The organism is Sulfurimonas sp. (assembly GCF_028714975.1).
Classification (GTDB): domain Bacteria; phylum Campylobacterota; class Campylobacteria; order Campylobacterales; family Sulfurimonadaceae; genus Sulfurimonas.
On record NZ_JAQTLH010000010.1, the window covers coordinates 19,462 to 39,484 of the forward strand.

15 protein-coding genes are annotated in these 20,023 nt (G+C 36.9%); all 15 read right to left on the reverse strand.

The window, feature by feature from the left end; all coding sequences use genetic code 11:
• Nucleotides 1-7: 7 nt before the first annotated feature.
• The 15 genes from PHQ93_RS09070 to PHQ93_RS09140 all read right to left on the reverse strand — a co-directional run bounded on the left by PHQ93_RS09070 (nt 8) and on the right by PHQ93_RS09140 (nt 19,950).
• A complete protein-coding gene (locus tag PHQ93_RS09070) occupies nt 8-250 on the reverse strand; it encodes a CopG family antitoxin (RefSeq protein WP_299943375.1) in 243 nt (80 codons plus the stop codon).
• A 148-nt stretch (nt 251-398) separates the two neighbouring features.
• Nucleotides 399-761: an EamA family transporter gene (locus PHQ93_RS09075; RefSeq protein WP_299943378.1), complete on the reverse strand. Its 363-nt coding sequence runs from the start codon at nt 759-761 to the stop codon at nt 399-401.
• Nucleotides 762-763: 2 nt separating this feature from the next.
• On the reverse strand, nt 764-1,897 hold the full coding sequence (gene rffA / locus PHQ93_RS09080; protein WP_299943380.1) for a dTDP-4-amino-4,6-dideoxygalactose transaminase: 1,134 nt from the start codon (nt 1,895-1,897) through the stop codon (nt 764-766).
• Complete coding sequence (locus PHQ93_RS09085) at nt 1,894-2,595, reverse strand: WbqC family protein (protein ID WP_299943382.1); 702 nt, start codon at nt 2,593-2,595, stop codon at nt 1,894-1,896. The genes rffA and PHQ93_RS09085 overlap by 4 nt, the downstream gene beginning before the upstream one ends.
• A gap of 43 nt (nt 2,596-2,638) precedes the next feature.
• Entirely contained in the window at nt 2,639-3,556 is a 918-nt protein-coding gene (locus PHQ93_RS09090; protein ID WP_299943384.1) for a glycosyltransferase, read from the reverse strand.
• A gap of 17 nt (nt 3,557-3,573) precedes the next feature.
• Nucleotides 3,574-5,133, reverse strand: a complete 1,560-nt coding sequence (locus PHQ93_RS09095) for a hypothetical protein (protein WP_299943386.1) — start codon at nt 5,131-5,133, stop codon at nt 3,574-3,576.
• A 116-nt stretch (nt 5,134-5,249) separates the two neighbouring features.
• On the reverse strand, nt 5,250-7,160 hold the full coding sequence (glgB, locus tag PHQ93_RS09100) for a 1,4-alpha-glucan branching protein GlgB (protein ID WP_299943389.1): 1,911 nt from the start codon (nt 7,158-7,160) through the stop codon (nt 5,250-5,252).
• A gap of 117 nt (nt 7,161-7,277) precedes the next feature.
• On the reverse strand, nt 7,278-8,762 hold the full coding sequence (locus tag PHQ93_RS09105) for a glycogen synthase (RefSeq protein ID WP_299943392.1): 1,485 nt from the start codon (nt 8,760-8,762) through the stop codon (nt 7,278-7,280).
• A complete protein-coding gene (locus PHQ93_RS09110; RefSeq protein ID WP_299943395.1) occupies nt 8,755-9,588 on the reverse strand; it encodes an ROK family protein in 834 nt (277 codons plus the stop codon). Before PHQ93_RS09110 ends, PHQ93_RS09105 begins: the two co-directional genes overlap by 8 nt.
• Nucleotides 9,585-10,982: a glycogen synthase gene (locus tag PHQ93_RS09115; protein ID WP_299943398.1), complete on the reverse strand. Its 1,398-nt coding sequence runs from the start codon at nt 10,980-10,982 to the stop codon at nt 9,585-9,587. The genes PHQ93_RS09110 and PHQ93_RS09115 overlap by 4 nt, the downstream gene beginning before the upstream one ends.
• 72 nt (nt 10,983-11,054) lie before the next feature.
• Entirely contained in the window at nt 11,055-12,302 is a 1,248-nt protein-coding gene (locus PHQ93_RS09120; RefSeq protein WP_299943403.1) for an ATP-binding protein, read from the reverse strand.
• Nucleotides 12,303-12,365: 63 nt separating this feature from the next.
• Nucleotides 12,366-13,388: a UTP--glucose-1-phosphate uridylyltransferase gene (locus PHQ93_RS09125; protein ID WP_299943406.1), complete on the reverse strand. Its 1,023-nt coding sequence runs from the start codon at nt 13,386-13,388 to the stop codon at nt 12,366-12,368.
• Nucleotides 13,381-15,414, reverse strand: coding sequence for an alpha-amylase/4-alpha-glucanotransferase domain-containing protein (locus PHQ93_RS09130; protein WP_299943409.1), 2,034 nt, complete (start codon nt 15,412-15,414; stop codon nt 13,381-13,383). Before PHQ93_RS09130 ends, PHQ93_RS09125 begins: the two co-directional genes overlap by 8 nt.
• 1 nt (nt 15,415) lies before the next feature.
• Nucleotides 15,416-17,446, reverse strand: a complete 2,031-nt coding sequence (locus PHQ93_RS09135; RefSeq protein ID WP_299943412.1) for a glycoside hydrolase family 57 protein — start codon at nt 17,444-17,446, stop codon at nt 15,416-15,418.
• On the reverse strand, nt 17,443-19,950 hold the full coding sequence (locus tag PHQ93_RS09140) for a sugar phosphate nucleotidyltransferase (RefSeq protein WP_299943415.1): 2,508 nt from the start codon (nt 19,948-19,950) through the stop codon (nt 17,443-17,445). Before PHQ93_RS09140 ends, PHQ93_RS09135 begins: the two co-directional genes overlap by 4 nt.
• Nucleotides 19,951-20,023: the final 73 nt, after the last annotated feature.

Consider the following 20,023-nt stretch of genomic DNA (forward strand, 5'->3'; position numbering starts at 1 on the left):
GTTGTTGTTAACTTGCATTTAAGTGGTTACCCTCCGCTTTTAGTCTTTCAGCTATCCAAACTTTGATAATTGACTGTCTTGTGACGCCGATTTTTTTTGCTTCTTGATCAAGTGAATTTATAATCCACTCCGGAAAATCAACATTTACTTTTTTTGTTTGTGTCTGATTTTTTACCAATGTAGACATATCTAAATGCTCAGTAATATCTTCACCGCTATCAAACAGTTTATCTAACTCTTTAGCTTTCATCATAAATCCTTTGTTCGTTTTCTCTGGCTCTTCTTACAGATATTAACCTAATTAAACTCTCTGAATAACTATGTTTTTAGATTGCCGCGCTTCTAAAGAAGCTCGCAATGACCGTCATGTGCCAAGGAGCTTGCGACGAAGCAATTTACTATCCTCTTGATGTTAAAATAATTCCTAAAATAATAAAACAAAGACCCAGCAGTTTGTAGAGATTAAAGCTCTCTCCCATAAAAAATATGGAAAAGAGAAATACCAAGACAAATGTAAGTCCCATAAACGGATAAGCATAGCTAAGTTCAAATTTTGTCATTGCCGCCATCCAGCACATAGATGCCAAAAATGCGCTGATAAATCCGCTAAAGATAAGCGGGTCTAAAAAAAGTTTCATTATAAAAATAAGCTTTTCAAGAGATTCACTCGGCAGAGAACCGTAATTACCGATTCTCATTTTTATGATAAGTTGTCCATAAACAGTGAAAAAGATAGTTCCGAAAATATATACATATCCCATAATTATTTACCGTAGAATTTTTTTATAACATTGCAAACTGTATCTATCTCATCGTTACTCAAACCGTAATACATCGGAAGTCGTACAAGTCTCTCGCTCTCTTTTGTAGTAAACTCATCAACTCCGCTAAATCTGCCGTATTTTACTCCTGCAGGTGCAGAGTGCAGCGGAACATAGTGAAAAACTGCCCAAATATTTTCTTTTTTAAACTCATCTAAAAGAGCTGTTCTCTCATCTAAATCTTTAACTTTTAAATAAAACATATGGGCATTTTGGACACAGCCATCAGGTATGGTCGGTAGTTCAATCATACCATCATTTTCGAGCTCTTGAAGTTTATCATAGTATTTTTGCCAGCTACTTAGTCTGTTGTCGTTTATCTCATCAGCCTTCTCAAGTCCTCCCCAGAGGTAAGCGGCACTTACATCGTTTGGCAGATAACTGCTTCCGATGTCAACCCAAGAGTATTTATCTACCATTCCGCGGAAAAAGAGGCTTCTGTTTGTACCTTTTTCTCTTATGATTTCAGCTCTTTGGATAAATTTTTCATCATTAATGATAAGAAGCCCGCCCTCGCCTGCACTTGTATAGTTTTTTGTCTCATGAAAACTAAAAGCTCCAAAATGCCCGATAGTTCCGAGTGCTTTGCCTTTATAACTGCTCATCATTCCTTGTGCTGCATCTTCAACTACAAACAAATTATGTCTTGAAGCGATGTCCATAATCGTATCCATCTCGCAACCGACACCCGCATAATGAACAGGTACTATAGCTCTTGTTTTTGTCGTTATGGCTTCTTCTATTTTTGTCTCATCTATGTTTAGAGTATCAGGACGAATATCTACAAATACTATTTTTGCGCCTCTTAGCACAAAAGCATTTGCGGTGCTTACAAAAGTATATGAGGGCATAATTACTTCATCGCCCTCTTGTATGTCAAGAAGTATCGCAGCCATTTCAAGAGCATGAGTACAACTTGTAGTCAAAAGCGCTTTTTTACATCCGAGTCTCTCTTCAAACCATTTATGACATCTTTTTGTAAATTCGCCATCTCCGGAGATTTTTGAGCTCTTTATAGAGCTTAATATGTATTGTTCTTCATTACCTGTAAATGGCGGTTTGTTAAATGGTATCATTTTGCTTCCTTAAAACTTTTCATAAATTTTACAGCATTGCTGCCTTCGTTAAATATCAAATCTATTATGCTTACACCGTGAACAAATGGCGGATACATCTGTTCATATTCACTATAACCGCTATAATCCATCCACTCTACCTTGATATCTTCATCTTCAAACAAGCTCTCGTCAAGATAATCTTTAGCAGCGGGACCACTTAGATAGTGAGTTGCACCTGCATCTTTGCAAAGTTGTACAAGTCTTGAAGTTTGCCCCTCTATGAGATTGAAATCTTCACATTTTGAAATTTTTGTCTTTATCCCTAAAATCTCATTTATAGCAGTAATAAACTTATAGTTTATAACACTTAGCATCTCTTCTTCTGCTACCTCTTTGTAAAGTTTTTCAAAAACAGGTGCATACTCTTTGAAGTGCTTTGCTTTTGAGTAGTTTTGAACAATGGTTTTAAAATGTTTGCTTGCCCATAATTTATCTGTTACTTTTGTCTCATTTATCTTTTGGCTCATTGATTCAAAGCGACATGGGATTGTAAGCCAAGCAATGCCGCTAGGTGTTTTGATCTGGTTTCTATTTCGCCAGTCATTTTTTGTATACTGAACACAATCATAAATAACAAACTCATCAACCATATTTATAATATCAAAATACCCTTTCCAAGGTATGTAGTTTGATTGTAAAATAGCTACTTTTTTCATTAATTGAGCCTTGTTTTGGTCGTTCTATATTTAATCAGCGCATTCAATTTATTATCTCATCTACTATATAAAGAGGTCTATTTTTTACCTGATCAAAGATTTTGCCTATATATAACCCAATCGTTCCTATGATGCCAAATAGTATCCCAAATAGAAAAAACATAGAAACCATTAAGCTTGTCCATCCCTCAACGCTGAAACCGTATGTATAATGCGCGACCGTTAAGCCTACTGCAACGAAAAAAGAGAGTACAGAGACGAGTAGCCCGAGTTGAATAATGAGTTTTAAGGGTTTGTTTGAGTGAGATATTATCGAATCTATTGCCAGATTTATCATTTTTGAGAGTGTGTATGATGATTCGCCGTAAGCTCTTGCATCATGTTCTACATCAATTTCAGTTTTTTTAAATCCCACTATTTTGACAAGCAGTAAAAAATCTCTACTCTTTTCTTTTAACCCTTTTATGGCTTCTATAACTTTTTTTGAGTATACCCCGAAGTTCCCGATTGTATAATCATGCTCCGTATCGGTAAAATACTCTAAAGTTTTGTAAAATAGCTTAGATGAAAAAGATTTAAAAAAACTATCTTGCCTTTGGGCTCTTCTGCCGTGAACTATATCATAACCCTCTAACGCTTTTTTATAGAGTTTTTCTATCTCTTGGGGTTTATCTTGCAAGTCGCAATCCATAACAACTACATAATTACCGCTACAGTGGTCAATTCCGGCAGTTATTGCATAATGTTGTCCAAAATTTCTTGATAATTTGATAGCTTTTACATTTTTATCATTTTTTGCAATCTGTGACACTACTTCCCAAGAGTTTTGAGGGCAGTTGTCGTTTACAAATATGATTTCATAACTGCTGCAAATTTTTTGCAAAGTAAAAGTCACTTTTTCATAAAGTTCTTGTATAGACTCTCTACATCCGTAAATAGGCGAGATTACACTAATTTCCATAAATTTTTAACCTTTAATCATTTATTAATAGGGTTTTGATCATATATATATACATTGTATCTATTAAGTTCAATTTTTTTTGTTGCCTCTGTTGAATTGTACTCTTTTGAAGCTTTTTCAAACTCTTTTATTTTTTCTTTCGGGATAAGAATAAAAGAATTTTTATCTATATATGTTTTATCGTACCAATTATTGCTTGTGAGCCATTTACCGGCTTCTCTTTTATTGTTTTCATCTTCAAGAGGTCTTATCTCTATTTTGTTATTACTTAAAACAGTAAAAAAATGTGAATGCCAATAAGGTGCATACCCTTTTGTCAACCCGTTTTGCAGTAAAGCTTGTATCACTTCTTCTCTATTTTCAATCTCTTTTTGAGATATCTCCCTCTGCAATGTATTTGAGATAGAGATATATGATAAAAGTATTGAAAAAATTAATAAAAATTTAACTCTTCTTGAGAAAAACTTCCAAACAATACCGTTTGCTATTGAAATCATCAATACAAATGGAATTATATATCTAATATTTTCTTTTGCGGCATATAAACCGTTAAAATGTAAAGATGTAATGCAATAAATTCCAAAAACTATAAAAAAAGCTATATATCCGATGCCAATAGTATATATCTCAAATGGATTTAGTGACTCTCTTCTCTTTATGGCATAAAAAAGAGGAGCAAAAAATGCAACGGGAAAGAGCAGTGATTTTAGCATATAAGCTATACCGTTAAATGATGCAAAAGCGGTTCTCTCCCCCCAGTCGCCCCCGTAAAGATTTACAAGTCCTATAAAAGATCTCCAGATATGAGTCGGCAGTTCGTCGTATGATATTAAAAATGTCTTCTCTACCCCTATTTGCATCTGAATATGCCCGAGTATTGAGTATCTATATGCTATGCCTAAGAGTATGCCCAGCGTAAAATAGAGAGCGATTTTTTTATATTTTATATTGATATATTGATAAAGTAAAAAAAGAGGTACAAAGAGGGCGGCTATAAAATATATAGCAAATCGGCTTGGATTTTCAGCAAAAAGACCGATAGTTAAAATAATGACAAAAAAGCCTGCAATCCAAATCTTTTTCTCTTTTTCTTCTTCTTGGCTTAAGATGTAAAAAAAATACAAATATGAAATTATTGCCGTGTAATACCAAATATAGGCACTCTCTCCAAAAACTTCCCTAGCATACATCGGCGAATAGAGAGTCGATATACCGATAAATGCTATGAGTATCCCTTTAATATCGGTGCCGATTTTTTTTAGGTATAGGTATGTTACAAAAAGTGAAAAAGCAAAAAAGCTGATAACTACGATAGTATGAACATCATATGCCTCAAATCCGAGTAAATTTAAGGGAATAGCTAAAGTATGTTTAAAAACAGTCCAAATATCACCGTTAACATACCACCAGCTATTTGGATAGTAAGAGCCTTGATTGATTATCTCTTGCGCCAATATATTTGCGATAGCCGCATCGGAGCTAAAAAAAGCTTTATATATAAAAGATTGATAGTAAAATATAAAGAAAAGATTAGTAATTAAAATTACGCTAAAAAATATCTTGGGTTTTAAATTCATATTTGTAACTCTTTTGATTTGTAATTTTTATAAAATTATCTAATAATAATGACACTATGCATAAAATCAGCTAAATTTTGATGATAGATAGGTTAAAATTTTTGATTTGAGTGTGTCTAAATCCTCTTTAAAAAAATAACGCCTAGAGCAGGAAGTGTGAGAAGGAGTCTGTTTTTTCTTCCATGCTGCTCTTTTGCTATAGTTTTTAACGGCTCCGTATTTGTTGCACCCCATCCCTCAAACTCTTTTGATTGGGAGTTGAAAATCTCTTTATATGTACCTTTTTTGGAAATACCTATGGGATAATTCTCTCTTTGGCAGTCAGAAAAATTGCAGATAACTATGATTGGTTCATCTCTATCATCTCCTTTTCGTATAAAAGTTATAACATTTGACTCATAGTCCTTCTCATCTATCCACTCAAAACCATGTACATCGGTATCAAATCTATGAAGTGAAGGCTCCTCTTTGTATAACCTATTTAGCTCTTTTATGAGTTTTTGTACTCCTTGATGCATAGGAAACTCTAAAACATTCCAATCAAGGCTTTTTTCATAGTTCCACTCGGAAAATTGCGCTATCTCACAGCCCATAAAGAGAAGTTTTTTACCCGGATGGGCTATCATAAAGCTGTATAACGCTCTTAGATTTGCAAACTTTTGGTTGTAATCTCCCGCCATTTTATTGATAAGAGAGCCTTTCATATGTACGACTTCATCGTGACTAAGCGGTAGTATGTAGTTTTCGTTATACATGTAGACAAAACTAAATGTAAGTTCATGGTGATGATGTTTTCGTGCTACGGGGTCATTTTTCATATACTTTAGAGTATCGTGCATCCAGCCCATATTCCACTTAAACCCAAATCCAAGTCCGCCTACATCTACCGGGGCACTCACCAGCGGGTATGCCGTAGACTCCTCTGCAAACATCATAATATCATCAAAAGCGCCGTAAAGAGAAGTGTTAAGATCCCTTAAAAATTGGATAGCTCCGAGGTTTTCATTCCCGCCAAATTTGTTTGGTATCCATTCACCCTCTTCTCTTGCGTAGTTTAGATATAGCATAGAAGATACGGCATCAACGCGTATGCCGTCAAGATGATACTTCTCTAACCAAAACATTGCAGAACTTATGAGAAATGATCTTACTTCATCTCTATCGTAGTTAAATATGGCGCTTCCCCACTCCGGATGGTACCCCTGTCTTGGGTCTTTATGCTCATATAGGCAGCTTCCGTCAAAATTCATAAGAGCGTGTCCGTCCATTACAAAATGAGATGGCACCCAATCCAAAATAACGCCGATACCTGCTTGATGCATAATGTCTACAAACTCCATAAACTCATCGGGATTTCCGTATCTGGCAGTCGGAGCAAAATAACCGCTTACCTGATAACCCCAAGAGCCCTCAAACGGGTACTCGGTTATGGGGAGCAGCTCCACATGCGTAAAGTTCATCTCAATTAGGTACTTTGAGAGTTCATGCGCGGCTTTTGTGTATGTCAAAAATCTATTCTCTTCTTCAGCCCTTCTCCAAGAGCCTAAATGAACCTCATATATGGAAATCGGCGATGTGTGAGAGTTATGCTTTTTTCGCTCATGCATCCAAGATTTATCTTGCCACTTATAAGAGTTTAGTGAGTAAATCTTTGATGCGGAAGCGGGAGCCACTTCGGCGTAAAATGCAAAAGGATCTGCTTTGTCGGGATTTGCATTATGTTCGCTTGTATGAATATGATATTTGTAGGTCATTCCGACATCAATACCCTCGATAAACCCCTCCCAGATTCCCGACTCATCATCTCTCTTTTTTAGGTGATGTGAGTTTATATCGTAACTGTTAAAATCCCCTCTTACCGACACATGAGTTGCATTTGGAGCCCAAAGCGCAAAATATACGCCGTGTTTGCCCTCTCTATGCATCAAGTGAGCGCCAAAGTGGTTATAAAGCTTTGTATGCTTCCCCTCTCTAAAGAGATAAACATCATATTCGCTAAATCTGCTTACATCATAAAAAACACTCATTTGGTTTTCCTCTTATTCGTATTAAATCTCGAAAAGCAAGCTTTTCGTAGCTTTAGGGGATTGCAAAGGACTTTAGTCCTTGCCTCTAAATGGGCTTTGCTCATTTAGAGTATAACACTAATATTGAAGCCTTGAGACTCTTTTTTTATATATCGCATATCTGTAAACATCGTCGTATGATTTTGCCGCATCATCCCATCCAAAGTGCATACTCATGGCTCTTTTTTGCATCTTTTTAAATGCTTTTGGACTATTGTAGTAGGTTTGGACTGCCCACATTATAGTATTGTAAAGCGCGTGAGGTGAGGCGTGTTCAAACTTAAAACCGACTCCGCTCTCTGCCGCCTCGTCAAAATTCTCTATAGTATCGTCAAGCCCTCCTGTTTTACGAACAATCGGAAGAGTACCGTAAGCAAGCGAGTATATCTGGTTAAGTCCGCAAGGTTCAAATAGTGATGGCATCAAAAAGAGATCGGATCCCGCTTCTATCTTATGCGCCAAATCATCGCTATACCCGACATGAATGGCAAATTTTGAGCCGTTACGAGAGGCTATGTGGCTAAAATAGCTCTCAGCCCATTTCTCTCCCGTTCCAAGCATAACTATCTGCACATCGTGACCGAGCACCCACTCGATAATCTCGGCTATCAGCTCTATCCCTTTTTGTTTTGCAAATCTACCCACAAAACCGATAAGTACGACATCGTCTCTTTGTTCAAGGTTGAAATGTTTTTGAATATCTCTTTTGCAAAGGAGTTTTCCTTTCATATCTTTAGCACTGTATTTTGAAGCGATTTTATCATCATACTTTGGACTCCACTCGCTGTAATCAACACCGTTTAAAATCCCAAATAGTTTATACGAATGAGCTCTTATATGATTTTCCAACCCAAATCCAAACTCGCTTGTTTTTATCTCGTTTGCATATTTTTTGGAGACCGTAGTTACCGCATCGGCGTATGCAATGCCCCCTTTTAGCATATTTATATATCCAACGCTTTCATACGCTTCGGGATTAAAATGTTCCCATCCACACTCTAAAATATCCATCGCACCTTTAAAAACAGTTCCTTGATGCTCTAAGTTGTGAAGCGTTAAAACGGTAGCGACATCACCGAAATCGTGCGCAAATCTGCTCTTTGCCAAAAGCGGAACCGCTGCCGTGTGCCAATCGTTCGCATGGATGATGTCGGGTTTAAAATTTATCATTTTGCAAAGCGAGAAAACAGATTTACAAAAGAAGATAAAGCGGTTATCGTTATCCGTGTAGGCTTCGCCGTAATGGTCGTACAATCCGCCTCTTCCGAAAAACTCCTCGTAATCTATAAAGTAGATTAAAACATCGCTGTTTGGAAGTTTTGAGCTATAAACTCCCGCCCAAAGTTCTCCCATATAGCCCATCGGCACGCCTAAAGAACCCTCTATATGCGTTAGTTTTGCCTTGTCTATCGCATAGTATCTCGGCATCACGACTATGACATTGTGTCCCATCTCCCTAAGAGCCTTTGGAAGCGAGAGAGCAACATCGGCTAAACCGCCTGTTTTTGCAAAAGGTGCGACCTCTGAGGCTACAAATAAGATATTTAAACTCTTTTTAATCATCAAAATCCTTTAGTAGAAGTGCGCCGCCAAGTGAGGCGTTTTGCAGTCTGCTTTTGCAAATCTTTACACCTTCAAGACTATTTGAGAGAGCATAATCTTTGATATTTTTTAATATAAACTCTTCCAGATAAGGATTTGCTTCTATTATTCCGCCTCCTAAAACCAAAACTTGCGGATTAAAAAGCGTGAGTGTTGTTCCTGCGGCAACTAAGAGTGCTTCTTGAAACAGTTCTACTATTTCTATCTCGCCTGCACGCTCAAGCTCTTTTAATGTAGTGCCGCATGACACTCTTTTATGCTCTATCTGTTTTGCAATGCCAGAACCTGAGGCGTAAAGCTCTAAGCAGTTGTCTCGGGAGCATCCGCATTTAAGGGGAGTTTTTTTGTAAGGAATATGTCCTATCTCGGTTGCGACATTTTTAAAACCCTTTATAACTCTTCCGCCATCCATAGCTCCAAGACCAAGCCCCGTTCCGACATATAGCGCACAGATATTTTGAACTCCAAACTCTTTTGCCTCAGCCAAAACGGCACAATTGAGATCATTTTCTATTTTAAGCGTCACACCGTATTTTGACTCGACTCTCTCTCTTATATTATGCTCATCTACTAAGATATTTGGTGCCGAGATGATTCTGCCGTCCTCTACCTGCCCCGCAAAAGAGATACCGATAGTTTTTATCTCTCTATATTTAGCCAATAAAGTCTCTATCCACGAATAAAGCCCAATACTGCCGCTTTTTGCCTCTGTGGCGGCAATAAAATTGTCATTATGCCAAATTTGCGCTCTTAGATTTGTTCCGCCGGCATCTATCGCGAGATTCAAGAGAGTACCTTTTTATAAAGTGCATAGTAAGTAGCGGCACTCTTTTCAAAGGAGAAATCACACTTCATATTAAAAGATATAAATTCATTAAATCTTTTTTCATCTTTTTTAAGTTTTAACGCTCTTTTTACAGCTAAAAGAAGTGCTTTTTTAGTCGGCTGCGAAAAGACGATACCTCTTGCGCACTTCGTCTTTTTCTCATGTACGCTGTCTTTTAGACCGCCGACTCCATGGACGATAGGGATAGTTCCGTATCTTGCGGCTATCATCTGATTTAGCCCGCAAGGCTCAAAGAGTGAGGGCATAAGTAAAAAGTCACCTGATGCGTAGATGCGGTGAGAGAGAGCCTCGTCATAACCCGATAAAAGCTTAAAATTTTTATATTTTTGCGCATAAGGCTCCAAAGCCTGCTTGTATCCGTCTGCCCCATTGGCAAGAAGTAAAAAATTTATATCCTCTTTTAAAAAATCATCAAGCGACTCTATGAGGATATCAAACCCTTTTTGATGCACTAGACGACTAACCATTATAAAAAGCGGTTTTTTAACATCTTTTAAACCAACCTCTTTTTGAAGCTCTTTTTTGTTTTCATACTTTTTTTGGAGTGTTTCGTAACTGTAAGCGTGATAGAGTGCAGCATCGTTTTGAGGATTAAAAACAGTTTCGTCTATACCGTTTAGGATACCCTTAAGTTTTCCTTTGTATGCTTCTAAAAGTCCCTCTAAACCGCAGCCGAACTCTTTTGTTAATATCTCTTTGGCATAGGTTGGACTCACCGTAGTTACAGCGTCACCGTAGATAATCCCCGCTTTTAGAAAGTTTATATTTCCATAAAACTCCAAAGCATCCATATGAAAATATTTATCTTCCAGCCCGAGTCTGCCGAGTGAGCTTTTGTCAAAAATTCCCTGATATGCCAAGTTGTGAATAGTAAAGAGTGTTTTTATATTTGATTTTGCTCTTTTTACAAAAAGCGGCACTAACGCACTATGCCAATCATTTGCGTGAATAATATCTACTTTAAGGATTGCGGCTAACTCTACGACTGATACACAAAAGATACCGAAGCGGATGTCGTTGTTTGTATATTCGCCTCTCTCATCACCGTACATAAATTTTGTAGAGCTTAAAATCGAAGAGTTTATAAAGTATGTTTTTACACTCTGTGTCGTTGCTTCGTATATATCTATTTTATACTCTATGCCGCCTAAAGTAACGCTAAACTTTATACTTGATTTTTGATAAGATTTTTTATCCATAAAAGCGTAAAGCGGCATAACGCTAAACACCTCTGTATGCTTGCTTAAAGCTTGTGCGAGAGAGTGTCCGACATCAGCCAGCCCTCCGCTTTTTGCATATCCGTAAATCTCACTCGCACAAAAAAGCACTCTCATTTTTTATCCTTTACGCAGTAGATTTTAGCAGTTTTTTTGACTTTTTTATGAAAAGCATTAAATATAAACAAATCAAGCAAAAAAATATTCCCAAAACGGCACAATATCGATAGTTTCAATTCTGTTTTTTTGATTGTATGTTATGAGAATTTTTTCATCTACTTGAAAGGGGAGTTTATTTAGTCCGTTTATCTCTCTTTTTCGGTTTTGATCGTTTAATTCATAGCAAACTTGAATTGCTAAAGTTTTATCCTCTTTTTTTGCTATAAAATCACACTCCGTATCTTTGTTGTAAAAATAGAGTTCATAGCCTCTTTTTTGAAGCTCGCAAAATACTAGATTTTCTAAGAGTTTACCAAAATTTGAAGAGAAACTAAATCCCAGATGTATAAAGCCGTTATCGCTTAGATAGAGCTTTTTTTTGTTATTTTGCTGCTCTTTGAGTGAATAAGAGTAGAGTTTAAGTTCACTAAAAAGGTAACAATTTTCAAGATACGAGATATACTCTTTGGCAGATTTATCATTGATGCCTATTGCTTTTGATACTGAAGAGTGCGAGTAGAGTGAAGTGAGGTTTGTAATAGCGTAAAAACTAAGCTCTTTAAAACTTTTTATATCTCTGATGGAGTTGTTTGCCACACAATCTTTAAGCAATATAGTTTCGTAGTATGTCTTTAGAAGTTCTCTTTTAAACTCATCTTCTGCTTGTGATACTTCGACAAATGAACCAAATTGCATCATATTGTCTATGATATTTAAAACTTTTGGAAGTTCTTTATGAAGTTCTATGAGGTTTCGGATATGATTTATTTGTAACATCTCTTTAAAACTAAGCGGATATACTTTTAAAGTTATGTATCTTCCGCTCAAAAGAGTTGCCAAATCACCGCTAAGAAGCGAAGAGTTTGAACCTGTTATAAATATTTTTGTAAACTCCTCACTGTCATAGACACTTTTTACATATCGCTCCCAGCCTTTTATGGCTTGTACTTCATCCAAAAAAAGATATTTTATAGGCTTTGCGGTCAGCTTTTTGGCTGTTTGGATTATTTCGTAAAAACTTGCAGCATCGTTACTATATTTGATAAAAAACGGATCATCAAGGTTAAGATAGAGTATCTCTTGAGGGTCGGTAATGGTTGAGAGATGGTTTATGAGAAGTTTAAAAAGTGTTGACTTTCCGCTTCTTCTGATACCTTGTAAAACCTGAATATGTTTCGTTTTTAGGTTTGATAAAAGCTTTTCAAAAACATCTCTGTCGTAAAGATTTGCATAAGGCTTATCCCAATGTTTGTTCTGAGATATAATAACTTTTTCCATATTAAAATCCTAAATATATCTAAATATCTCGTATTATACTACTTATTAATAAAATCTTCATCATCATTTCACAACAGAGTTAAGCAGTGCCGCGCACTCTTCCGGTGCTACGGGATTTATCGTCATATTTGTAGATATCTCAAATCCGCCTAAGTGGTAGATTCTAGGGATTATACGGATACTAAAACGATAGTTTTTATGAAGATATGGGATGTAACTCTCATTTTCAAAGTTTGTGTTTATCGGTGGAAGAGAAAAGTAGATATTGTAGTCAAAATCGCCGAGTTGAGCGCTCAACTTTTCAAATACATCTTTTATGCATTGGCTAAGCGAGACTATGTCGTCCCTTGAACATTTTTCAAGGCTTACGATGTTTTTTTTAGGCGCAATCATAACTTCAAACGGATAGCCGCTGGCATAAGGACAAAAAGCGGCAAAGTTTCCTTCGTTATAGATGACTCTTTCTTGTGCTTCAATCTCGTTATAAACTATATCTTCAATTTTTCCTCTGCCGTGACGATGATAGTATCGCATATTTTGTTCTAAAAAATTTTGTTCGCTCTGCGGCGTTATGGGAAGAGCTAGTATCTGCGTATGCGGATGATCTTGTGTAGCTCCTGCATTTGCCCCGCTGTTTTTAAAAATACTAAGATAGATAAGTCTTCTATCTTTTTTAAGGTCATCAATCCTTATAATCATACTTCTTAGCCAATTTTCGATGTCAGATACTTCAAGATTTTCTATTTTACAATCATGACATGGATAGTCAATTAAAATCTCATGCGCACCGACTCCGGGAATATACTCAAAAAGCCCGTTTCTTAGAGAGATATCTTCAAGTTCAACTTGTACGGCTTTGTATAGATTAGGAACCACTCTGGTTTTCCAACCGCTGCTATTTGGCTCATTATCTCTTATAGCATAAAGCTCTTTTGGCGTGAGAGACTCGTTTCCATCGCAAAACGGACATTTTGTCTTGGAGCCTTTTTGTTTTTGACATTTGGTATGCAAATCCGGTCTATGAAGCCTCTCCGGAGCGATTAAGACATACTCGTTATGGATACGATCCCTTCTTATCTCAGACATCGCAAACCTCCAGTGATATGGTTAAATCCAGTGAACTCAAAAACGGTATAGAAAAAAGCAGAGATATCTGTTGCGCAGTCAGTTCAAAGCCGCTCTCATTTTGTGAAAGCGTATTTAAGATATAAGCGTACACGGTGCATTTTTTATTCAAAGAGATTTTTAGAGATTTTTGCGTGTAATCATCTTTTAAAACTATACTCTCTATATCCGTTAAAACGACCCCGTTGCCTAGTGCTTGAGAGTTTATAAGCACTTTATGAGGGTGTGCAAAGTGAAAATTAAACTCCATACCATAGTGAAGTTTATGAGTAAAATCACTCACCGTACTTAAATCTAGCGATATACTGCTTTTGCCAAATCCATACTTTTTAGTAAGAGAGGTATCATATTTTTTATCCAAATATACTCCGCCCTCTCTTCTAAATGTCATCTTCTCTTCATCAAACTCAAATGGTTGATTTGCAAAATCGCCGACTTCATTAAAGCTCGCTCTCTTAAAACTATCAAAAGAGAACTCATCACTGCAGATATGGTCTATAAATGAGTATTTCGGATGCCAATCATAAATAAGCTCATCTTTGAAGTTTTCATTAATGGCAACCTCATCATTATGAATGGTGGCTATCTCATCTTCGCCGCTATTCTCTTTATAGATTTTTGGCGTCGGATGTAAAATCTTCTCATGATAGGCTTCATGGCGGCGCATCAGCGTATTTTGCCAATTAAAGAGCTTTTCTAATGAGCCGAACTCTATAAGCTGCGCGCCGTATTTTGATGAAAAAACGAGACTTAAGTTTTTGGTTAAAACTTTTAGCTCCTCATACCCGTCTTTGTCTATATCAAAAAATGAAAAAGCAGGCTTCTCTTTAGCAAGCGATGCTTCTATCTCCAAAAGATAGCTATATGCGTTATCTCGTAGATTCGGAAGATACAATCCTCCAAAAACGCCGTGCCATAAAACATCATTGGTTTGGAGTTTGTAAAGACTCTCAAGAGCATCTTTTTTAAGCCTCTCTTGATGCAAAGAGTGATGCATCATTCTTTTGTGGATATGGTTGCTCTCACGATATTTAATAAAAAAGTTTTTCCAGATACCGCCTTTTATGAGTGCTACACCCTCTTTTTTAAAGTACTCATCCCCCACGCTCTTTTTTAAAGACTCTAACGCTAGATTTTGATGACTTTTTAGGCTCCACTCTCCCATCTCAAAGTATGATGTATTGTTTAGATATGCCAAACCTTTTGAGCGGTTGGTATGAAGATACTCTTTGTAGTGCATTGTAGTAATTCTCTCATCAGCCAAAACTGCTTCAACAAATCTCTCAAGCCACTTTTTCTCATAAACCCACTCATGTGTTTTTGGCCAAAGTCCAAATTTCTCCATATCGTCAAATATAATAGCGGCACTGTTATCACTCTTTGCGCAATTTAAAATTGCTTCTATTGAGCGCTCTACGCTAAAAAACGGGAGTGCGTATCTAAGAGCTGCAGAGATAGGAAATAGAGCTATTTTTTCTCCGCCCTCCTCACTCTCATAGTATCCATCCATCGCGCTGTTATCAAAACCGCTGCTTAAGAAGTGATAATCATCAACCACTACATATTCTAAGCCGCATGCCGCTAAATCAGGTACAATTGAGCTTTCCCAAACTCTCTCTGTAAGCCATGCACCTCTCGGAGCTGATTTTAGATTTTTTTTAAGATATGAGCTAAGTTTATTCATCTGCGCTCTTCTGTCTTTTGAGCTGATGGCACTTAGTACCGGTTCATAGTACCCTGCCCCTACCCACTCTATGGAGCCTTTTTTTGTTAGATACTCCATATCTTGAAATATTTTTGGATGTTTTGTTTTTATCTCGTTTAAGAGCCATCCGCTTGAGTGTACTGCAAACTTAAAATCGGGATAGTTTCTCATTGTCGCAAAAAAAGGAGCATAGCACAACTCTATTGCCTTATCAACCGCATCGCCGAAATTATCAACGGGTTGATGCATATGTACGCCAAAGAGTAATTTTACTTTTTTCATATTATATAAACCATCTATCGCTAAAATCGCTATCCATATCTATCTCAAGTACTCCAAAACCAGGCAGTGTCTGTATAACGGCATCGCCGCTTGAGAGTTCAAAACGAAAATCCAACTTTTGTTCTTTTATAAAACTTTTATCTATCCTAATCTCAATCCAATCTTCATACGCAACTTCATAAACAATATTAGCACTGCTGCCAAAGTAGTGTTTTTTATCGCCTATATTTATCTCTTCGTTAAAACCAATCGGGTCTATGATAAGACGAAGCATATTGCAGTTCTTTATCATCTCTAAATCAGCATCAAAAGCAAAGTATATATTTTCATCATCCTGCCCGTAAAATATCTTCTCAACGGGACTCTTTGGCATATCCATAGTTGATGAGGTTCTGTTTTCGTGTACTACTCCACTGCCTATCCACTCAAAAAATGAGCCGTGTTTCCCGTTTATTTGCGGAGATATATATGATTGCGGTTTTAGTAAAAAATTTACGGAACTTCTGTTTTGTATAATCGGTTCAAAGAGATCCAACGGCGGAGCTATTTTCATAAGATTGTATATAGAGATAAGATGAGCTCTAAAAAGAGCATCAAACTCTAAACCAAACTCCGTAAAGTGATCATCCCCGTACCACCAAAACCAATCGGAACACTCGGAGGCTAAAAAATGCTCCGTAATCTTGGCTTTCGTATCATCGTCAAGCGAATCTTTATGATGTTCATAATCTCTTTTGGTTATAAATATCAGCTCCCAGCCGCGACTCTTCTCTTTATGCCCTACCCAGGTATTGAACTCGCCGTGTATCCAGCTTCCTGCAGAGAGTTTGCTTAATTTTTTTCTAGGAAGCCCATAAACATCTTGCATATGGAGAGTTTTTAGCCAAGAAGCAGCACTTAGGGTTTTGTAAAGTTCGTCAAAAAAGTCAAACGCATTATTATCATAAAACTCCCAAGCATTCTCACCGTCAAGGATTATAAAAACGGTAGCGTCTTCGTTTTGGTCATTTATGGATGATAAATAAGACATAAAATCTTTGACAGCTCTTTGTGGTTCCCAAAATTTATATGTAAAGCCTATAAGATCGCTTAAGTGATGGTCTCTAAAAGCTATGCACATATCATGATATTCATATGGAGCGTAAAGAGCCGCTCTATCTCTTAAATTTATGGAGCGAAAAAGTATCTCTTCATCAGTCGCTATCCATTTAACTCCACATTCACTAAGCAGGGCTACGCTATTTGCGTCAACTGCACCCTCGGCAGGCCAAAAACCATCGGGAAGAAAACCAAAAGTATTCATAAACAGCTCTTTGGCTCTTGTGATTTGCAATAGAGCATCATCTTTTAGGCTTAAATGGTATTTAGGGATATTTGTGCTCTTGTTTGCGATTTTTGCGCTATTCATATCAAGCAGAAGCGGCAGAATCGGGTGATTTAGCGGGGTTGTAGAGATAGATATAACACCATTGTTTTTTAACTCTGCATAATAATCAAAAATCCCTTTTACAAAGTTAGTTAGCTCACGCAATAAAGAGAGTTTATCCTCATAGACAAAACCGTTTTTCCTTTGTAACATCTCTTTTACGACCGTGTTATTTGCTCTAAGATAAACTCCACACCAAGAGAGCAGAAATAAAATCTCCAAATCAAAAAACTCTTGATTAGTGTAACTCTCTTTTTTGTACAGCTCGTCATAATAGGCTATCTTAGATACCATAGTTTCATAAGGAGTGCTTTTGCATATTTTTATCATCCATCGATACTCGGTTCTGTTTAGGGAGCTTATATCTCTTAGCCAAAGGTTTAAAAATTTATCGTTATTTTGCGGATTTTCATAGTAGAGTTCTAACTGCCGTATAAGAGGCGGAGTTATGTTAAAAGTAGCCTTAAGTCCGCTGTATCTCGTTAACATCCACGGCATATCGTAGTAATCTTTTATAGCATGTAAAAATACCCACGGCATCTGCATAACGCCAAATTCATCTCGATAATCAGGTTGATGCATATGCCATATAAAACTTAGATTCACGCTATATCTTTTGCATAGTTTTGAATTTTTTGCGTATAACTCTCTAGTAAAGCCACACCGTTCTCCTCGCTGCTTGCTTGTATGTATAGATTTAGGTGATCATTGTATTGATCAGGAATCATCAATATCCAATCCGTCTCATTTTCCCAAATCTTTACGCCGTCTTGGTTGGATGATTTTTTGCCCTTCGCATCTTTTAGAAATTTTCTCATTATTTTGCCTTTTAAAGCCTGCGTGCAATCAATCTTCTCTTGTGCATAGTAAAAACTCTCAATCATTTTTGATATCTCTGAGAGTTTTAGGTGGCTGCAGCTAAGCATCTCCATAATCTTTAAACTTGCATAAATAGCATCTCTTGAGACGCCAAACTCCGTAAAAGCAAAGTTACCGTCAACCGTTGCGACCAAAGAGTACTCTCTCATTTGTGCAGCTTTAAAATTGGCATACTTTCCTCTTTGAATGTCAAGATTTTCAAAACGGATAATATCAGGCGCCCAAGTAGGTAAAAAGACTCTTTTTTTCTCATCATTTGAGTACATATTAAGCAGATGTAAAACTACCAATAAGCCCTTTACCATATCTAAAACTTCGCCCTCATCGGTTACAAAACATATACTCTGCGCATTAGGGTATATCATCAATCCCATATTGTAGTTTAGGCTTGATACGATTTTTGAGATATTATCATCTGAGCGTTTTTTTAAAGCGATAAAATTTGATAGTTTATGCTCATCATAGTAAGCATTTAGCACGATATTTTCGACACCGATATCATTTAAAATATTTGGAAAAATATCTCCGGTTGAGCCGTGCATCAAATCAACCGCAACTTTAAATGTACCGCACTTTATAATATTTTGATTTATTTTGCTCTCTATCGCAGATTTGTAGTTATTGCACTCTTTAAAGTGCATAGTCTCTTTAATCTCTCCGATTTGTGAAAAATCAACCCTTCTAAATTTTTCCGTAAAAAATGCTTTTTCGATGTTTTTGGCACTGCTTGAGTCGATACGGATAGATTCTTCGTTAAAAAGAGTAATTTCGGAGTTTGCGGGATTGAAAATATCCTGTTTAAAGTGCGCACCGCCGGCTAATTTAGGATTATTTGCAAGCGTGTATCGCAAAACGGACGGCGGCGTGCTTTTTAAATCCAAAACATCAATTCCTGCAGATAAAAGACCTCCTAAAAAAGCTCTTTTTAACATTCTTGAGCTTTTGTTATAATCCCTTCCTACTACTATTTTCACTCCAATGGGAAGCTGCGCAGCAAAAGCTTCGGCTAATTTTGTAGCCATTTCGCATGAGAGTTCGACATTGCTTTTGCCGGATACTGTCCCGTTTTCAAAGATGGAGTTTTTATATCTGCTTCCCCAGACAAGATTGTGGCTGACGATTGAAGCTGCTTCTATCTTTTTGTCAGGCCAAATAGTTACATCCTGCTCAAAAGAGGCAAGTTCCCCCACTTCGCAACCCTCGGCAAGAATTAGTCCTGCTTTTGCGGTTACATTTTTATCGATTATATTGTTGCTGCATATAACGGCATTGTCAAGTTTTACACTGCTTTTTATTTTTACATTTTCCCAAATAACGCTATTTGAGATACAGCAGCCGCTGCCTATGGTTACATCATCCCCGATTACCACATTGTTTAGTTTAACGCCGTCTTTTATTTTTACATTTTTGCCAAGTACGACGGTTCCCAAAATTTTGATAGTAGAGCTTAGATTATACTCCTCATCGCTGTACAAAGTGCCGTCTGCATAATTTTTTATTATGCCCTCAAGCTTAAAATTTACTCTTGAGTTTAAAATATCATCATATACTTCGCGGTAACTCTCGGGATTTCCGACATCTCTCCAATACCCCTCCAAGTTATATCCCATCAAATCAACACCTCTGCTCATCAGCAAAGGAAAGAGATTTTTGGCAAAATCGAAATTCTCCCCTTTTGGAATATAGTTTAATATTTCAGGCTCGATTATATATATACCGGTGTTGATGGTATCGCTAAAAACCTCCCCCCAGCTCGGTTTTTCTAAAAATTTCTCTATGATATTATCTTCATTGGCTATCACTACGCCAAATTGAAGCGGATTTTCGACGGATGTTAGACCGATAGAGAGTTTTGCACCTTTTTGCTTATGAAACTCAAATATTTTTTCAAAATCAAAATCAGTAACTAAGTCACCGCTTATAACTATAAAATTTTCATCTCTGATATACTCGGCAGCAAGTTTTACGGCTCCGGCAGTTCCGTAATCGTCATCAGGAACAACATAAGTTATTTTTATGCCTAAATCGCTGCCGTCACCGAAATAATTTTGAATAATCTCAGGTTTAAAATAGAGTAAAACTATAAACTCAGAGATACCCAAATCTCTTAACATCATCATCGTATGTTGCATCATAGGTCTGTTTACTATCGGTAACATAGGTTTTGGTCTTGAATGTGTCAAAGGTTGGATTCTTGTCCCAAATCCGCCCGCCATAACTACAGCTTTCATAACTACCTCTTATAGAAATTTTTCTAATCGCGCGTTAATTCTAGTATTATATCGTTAAATTAATGTTAAAAGT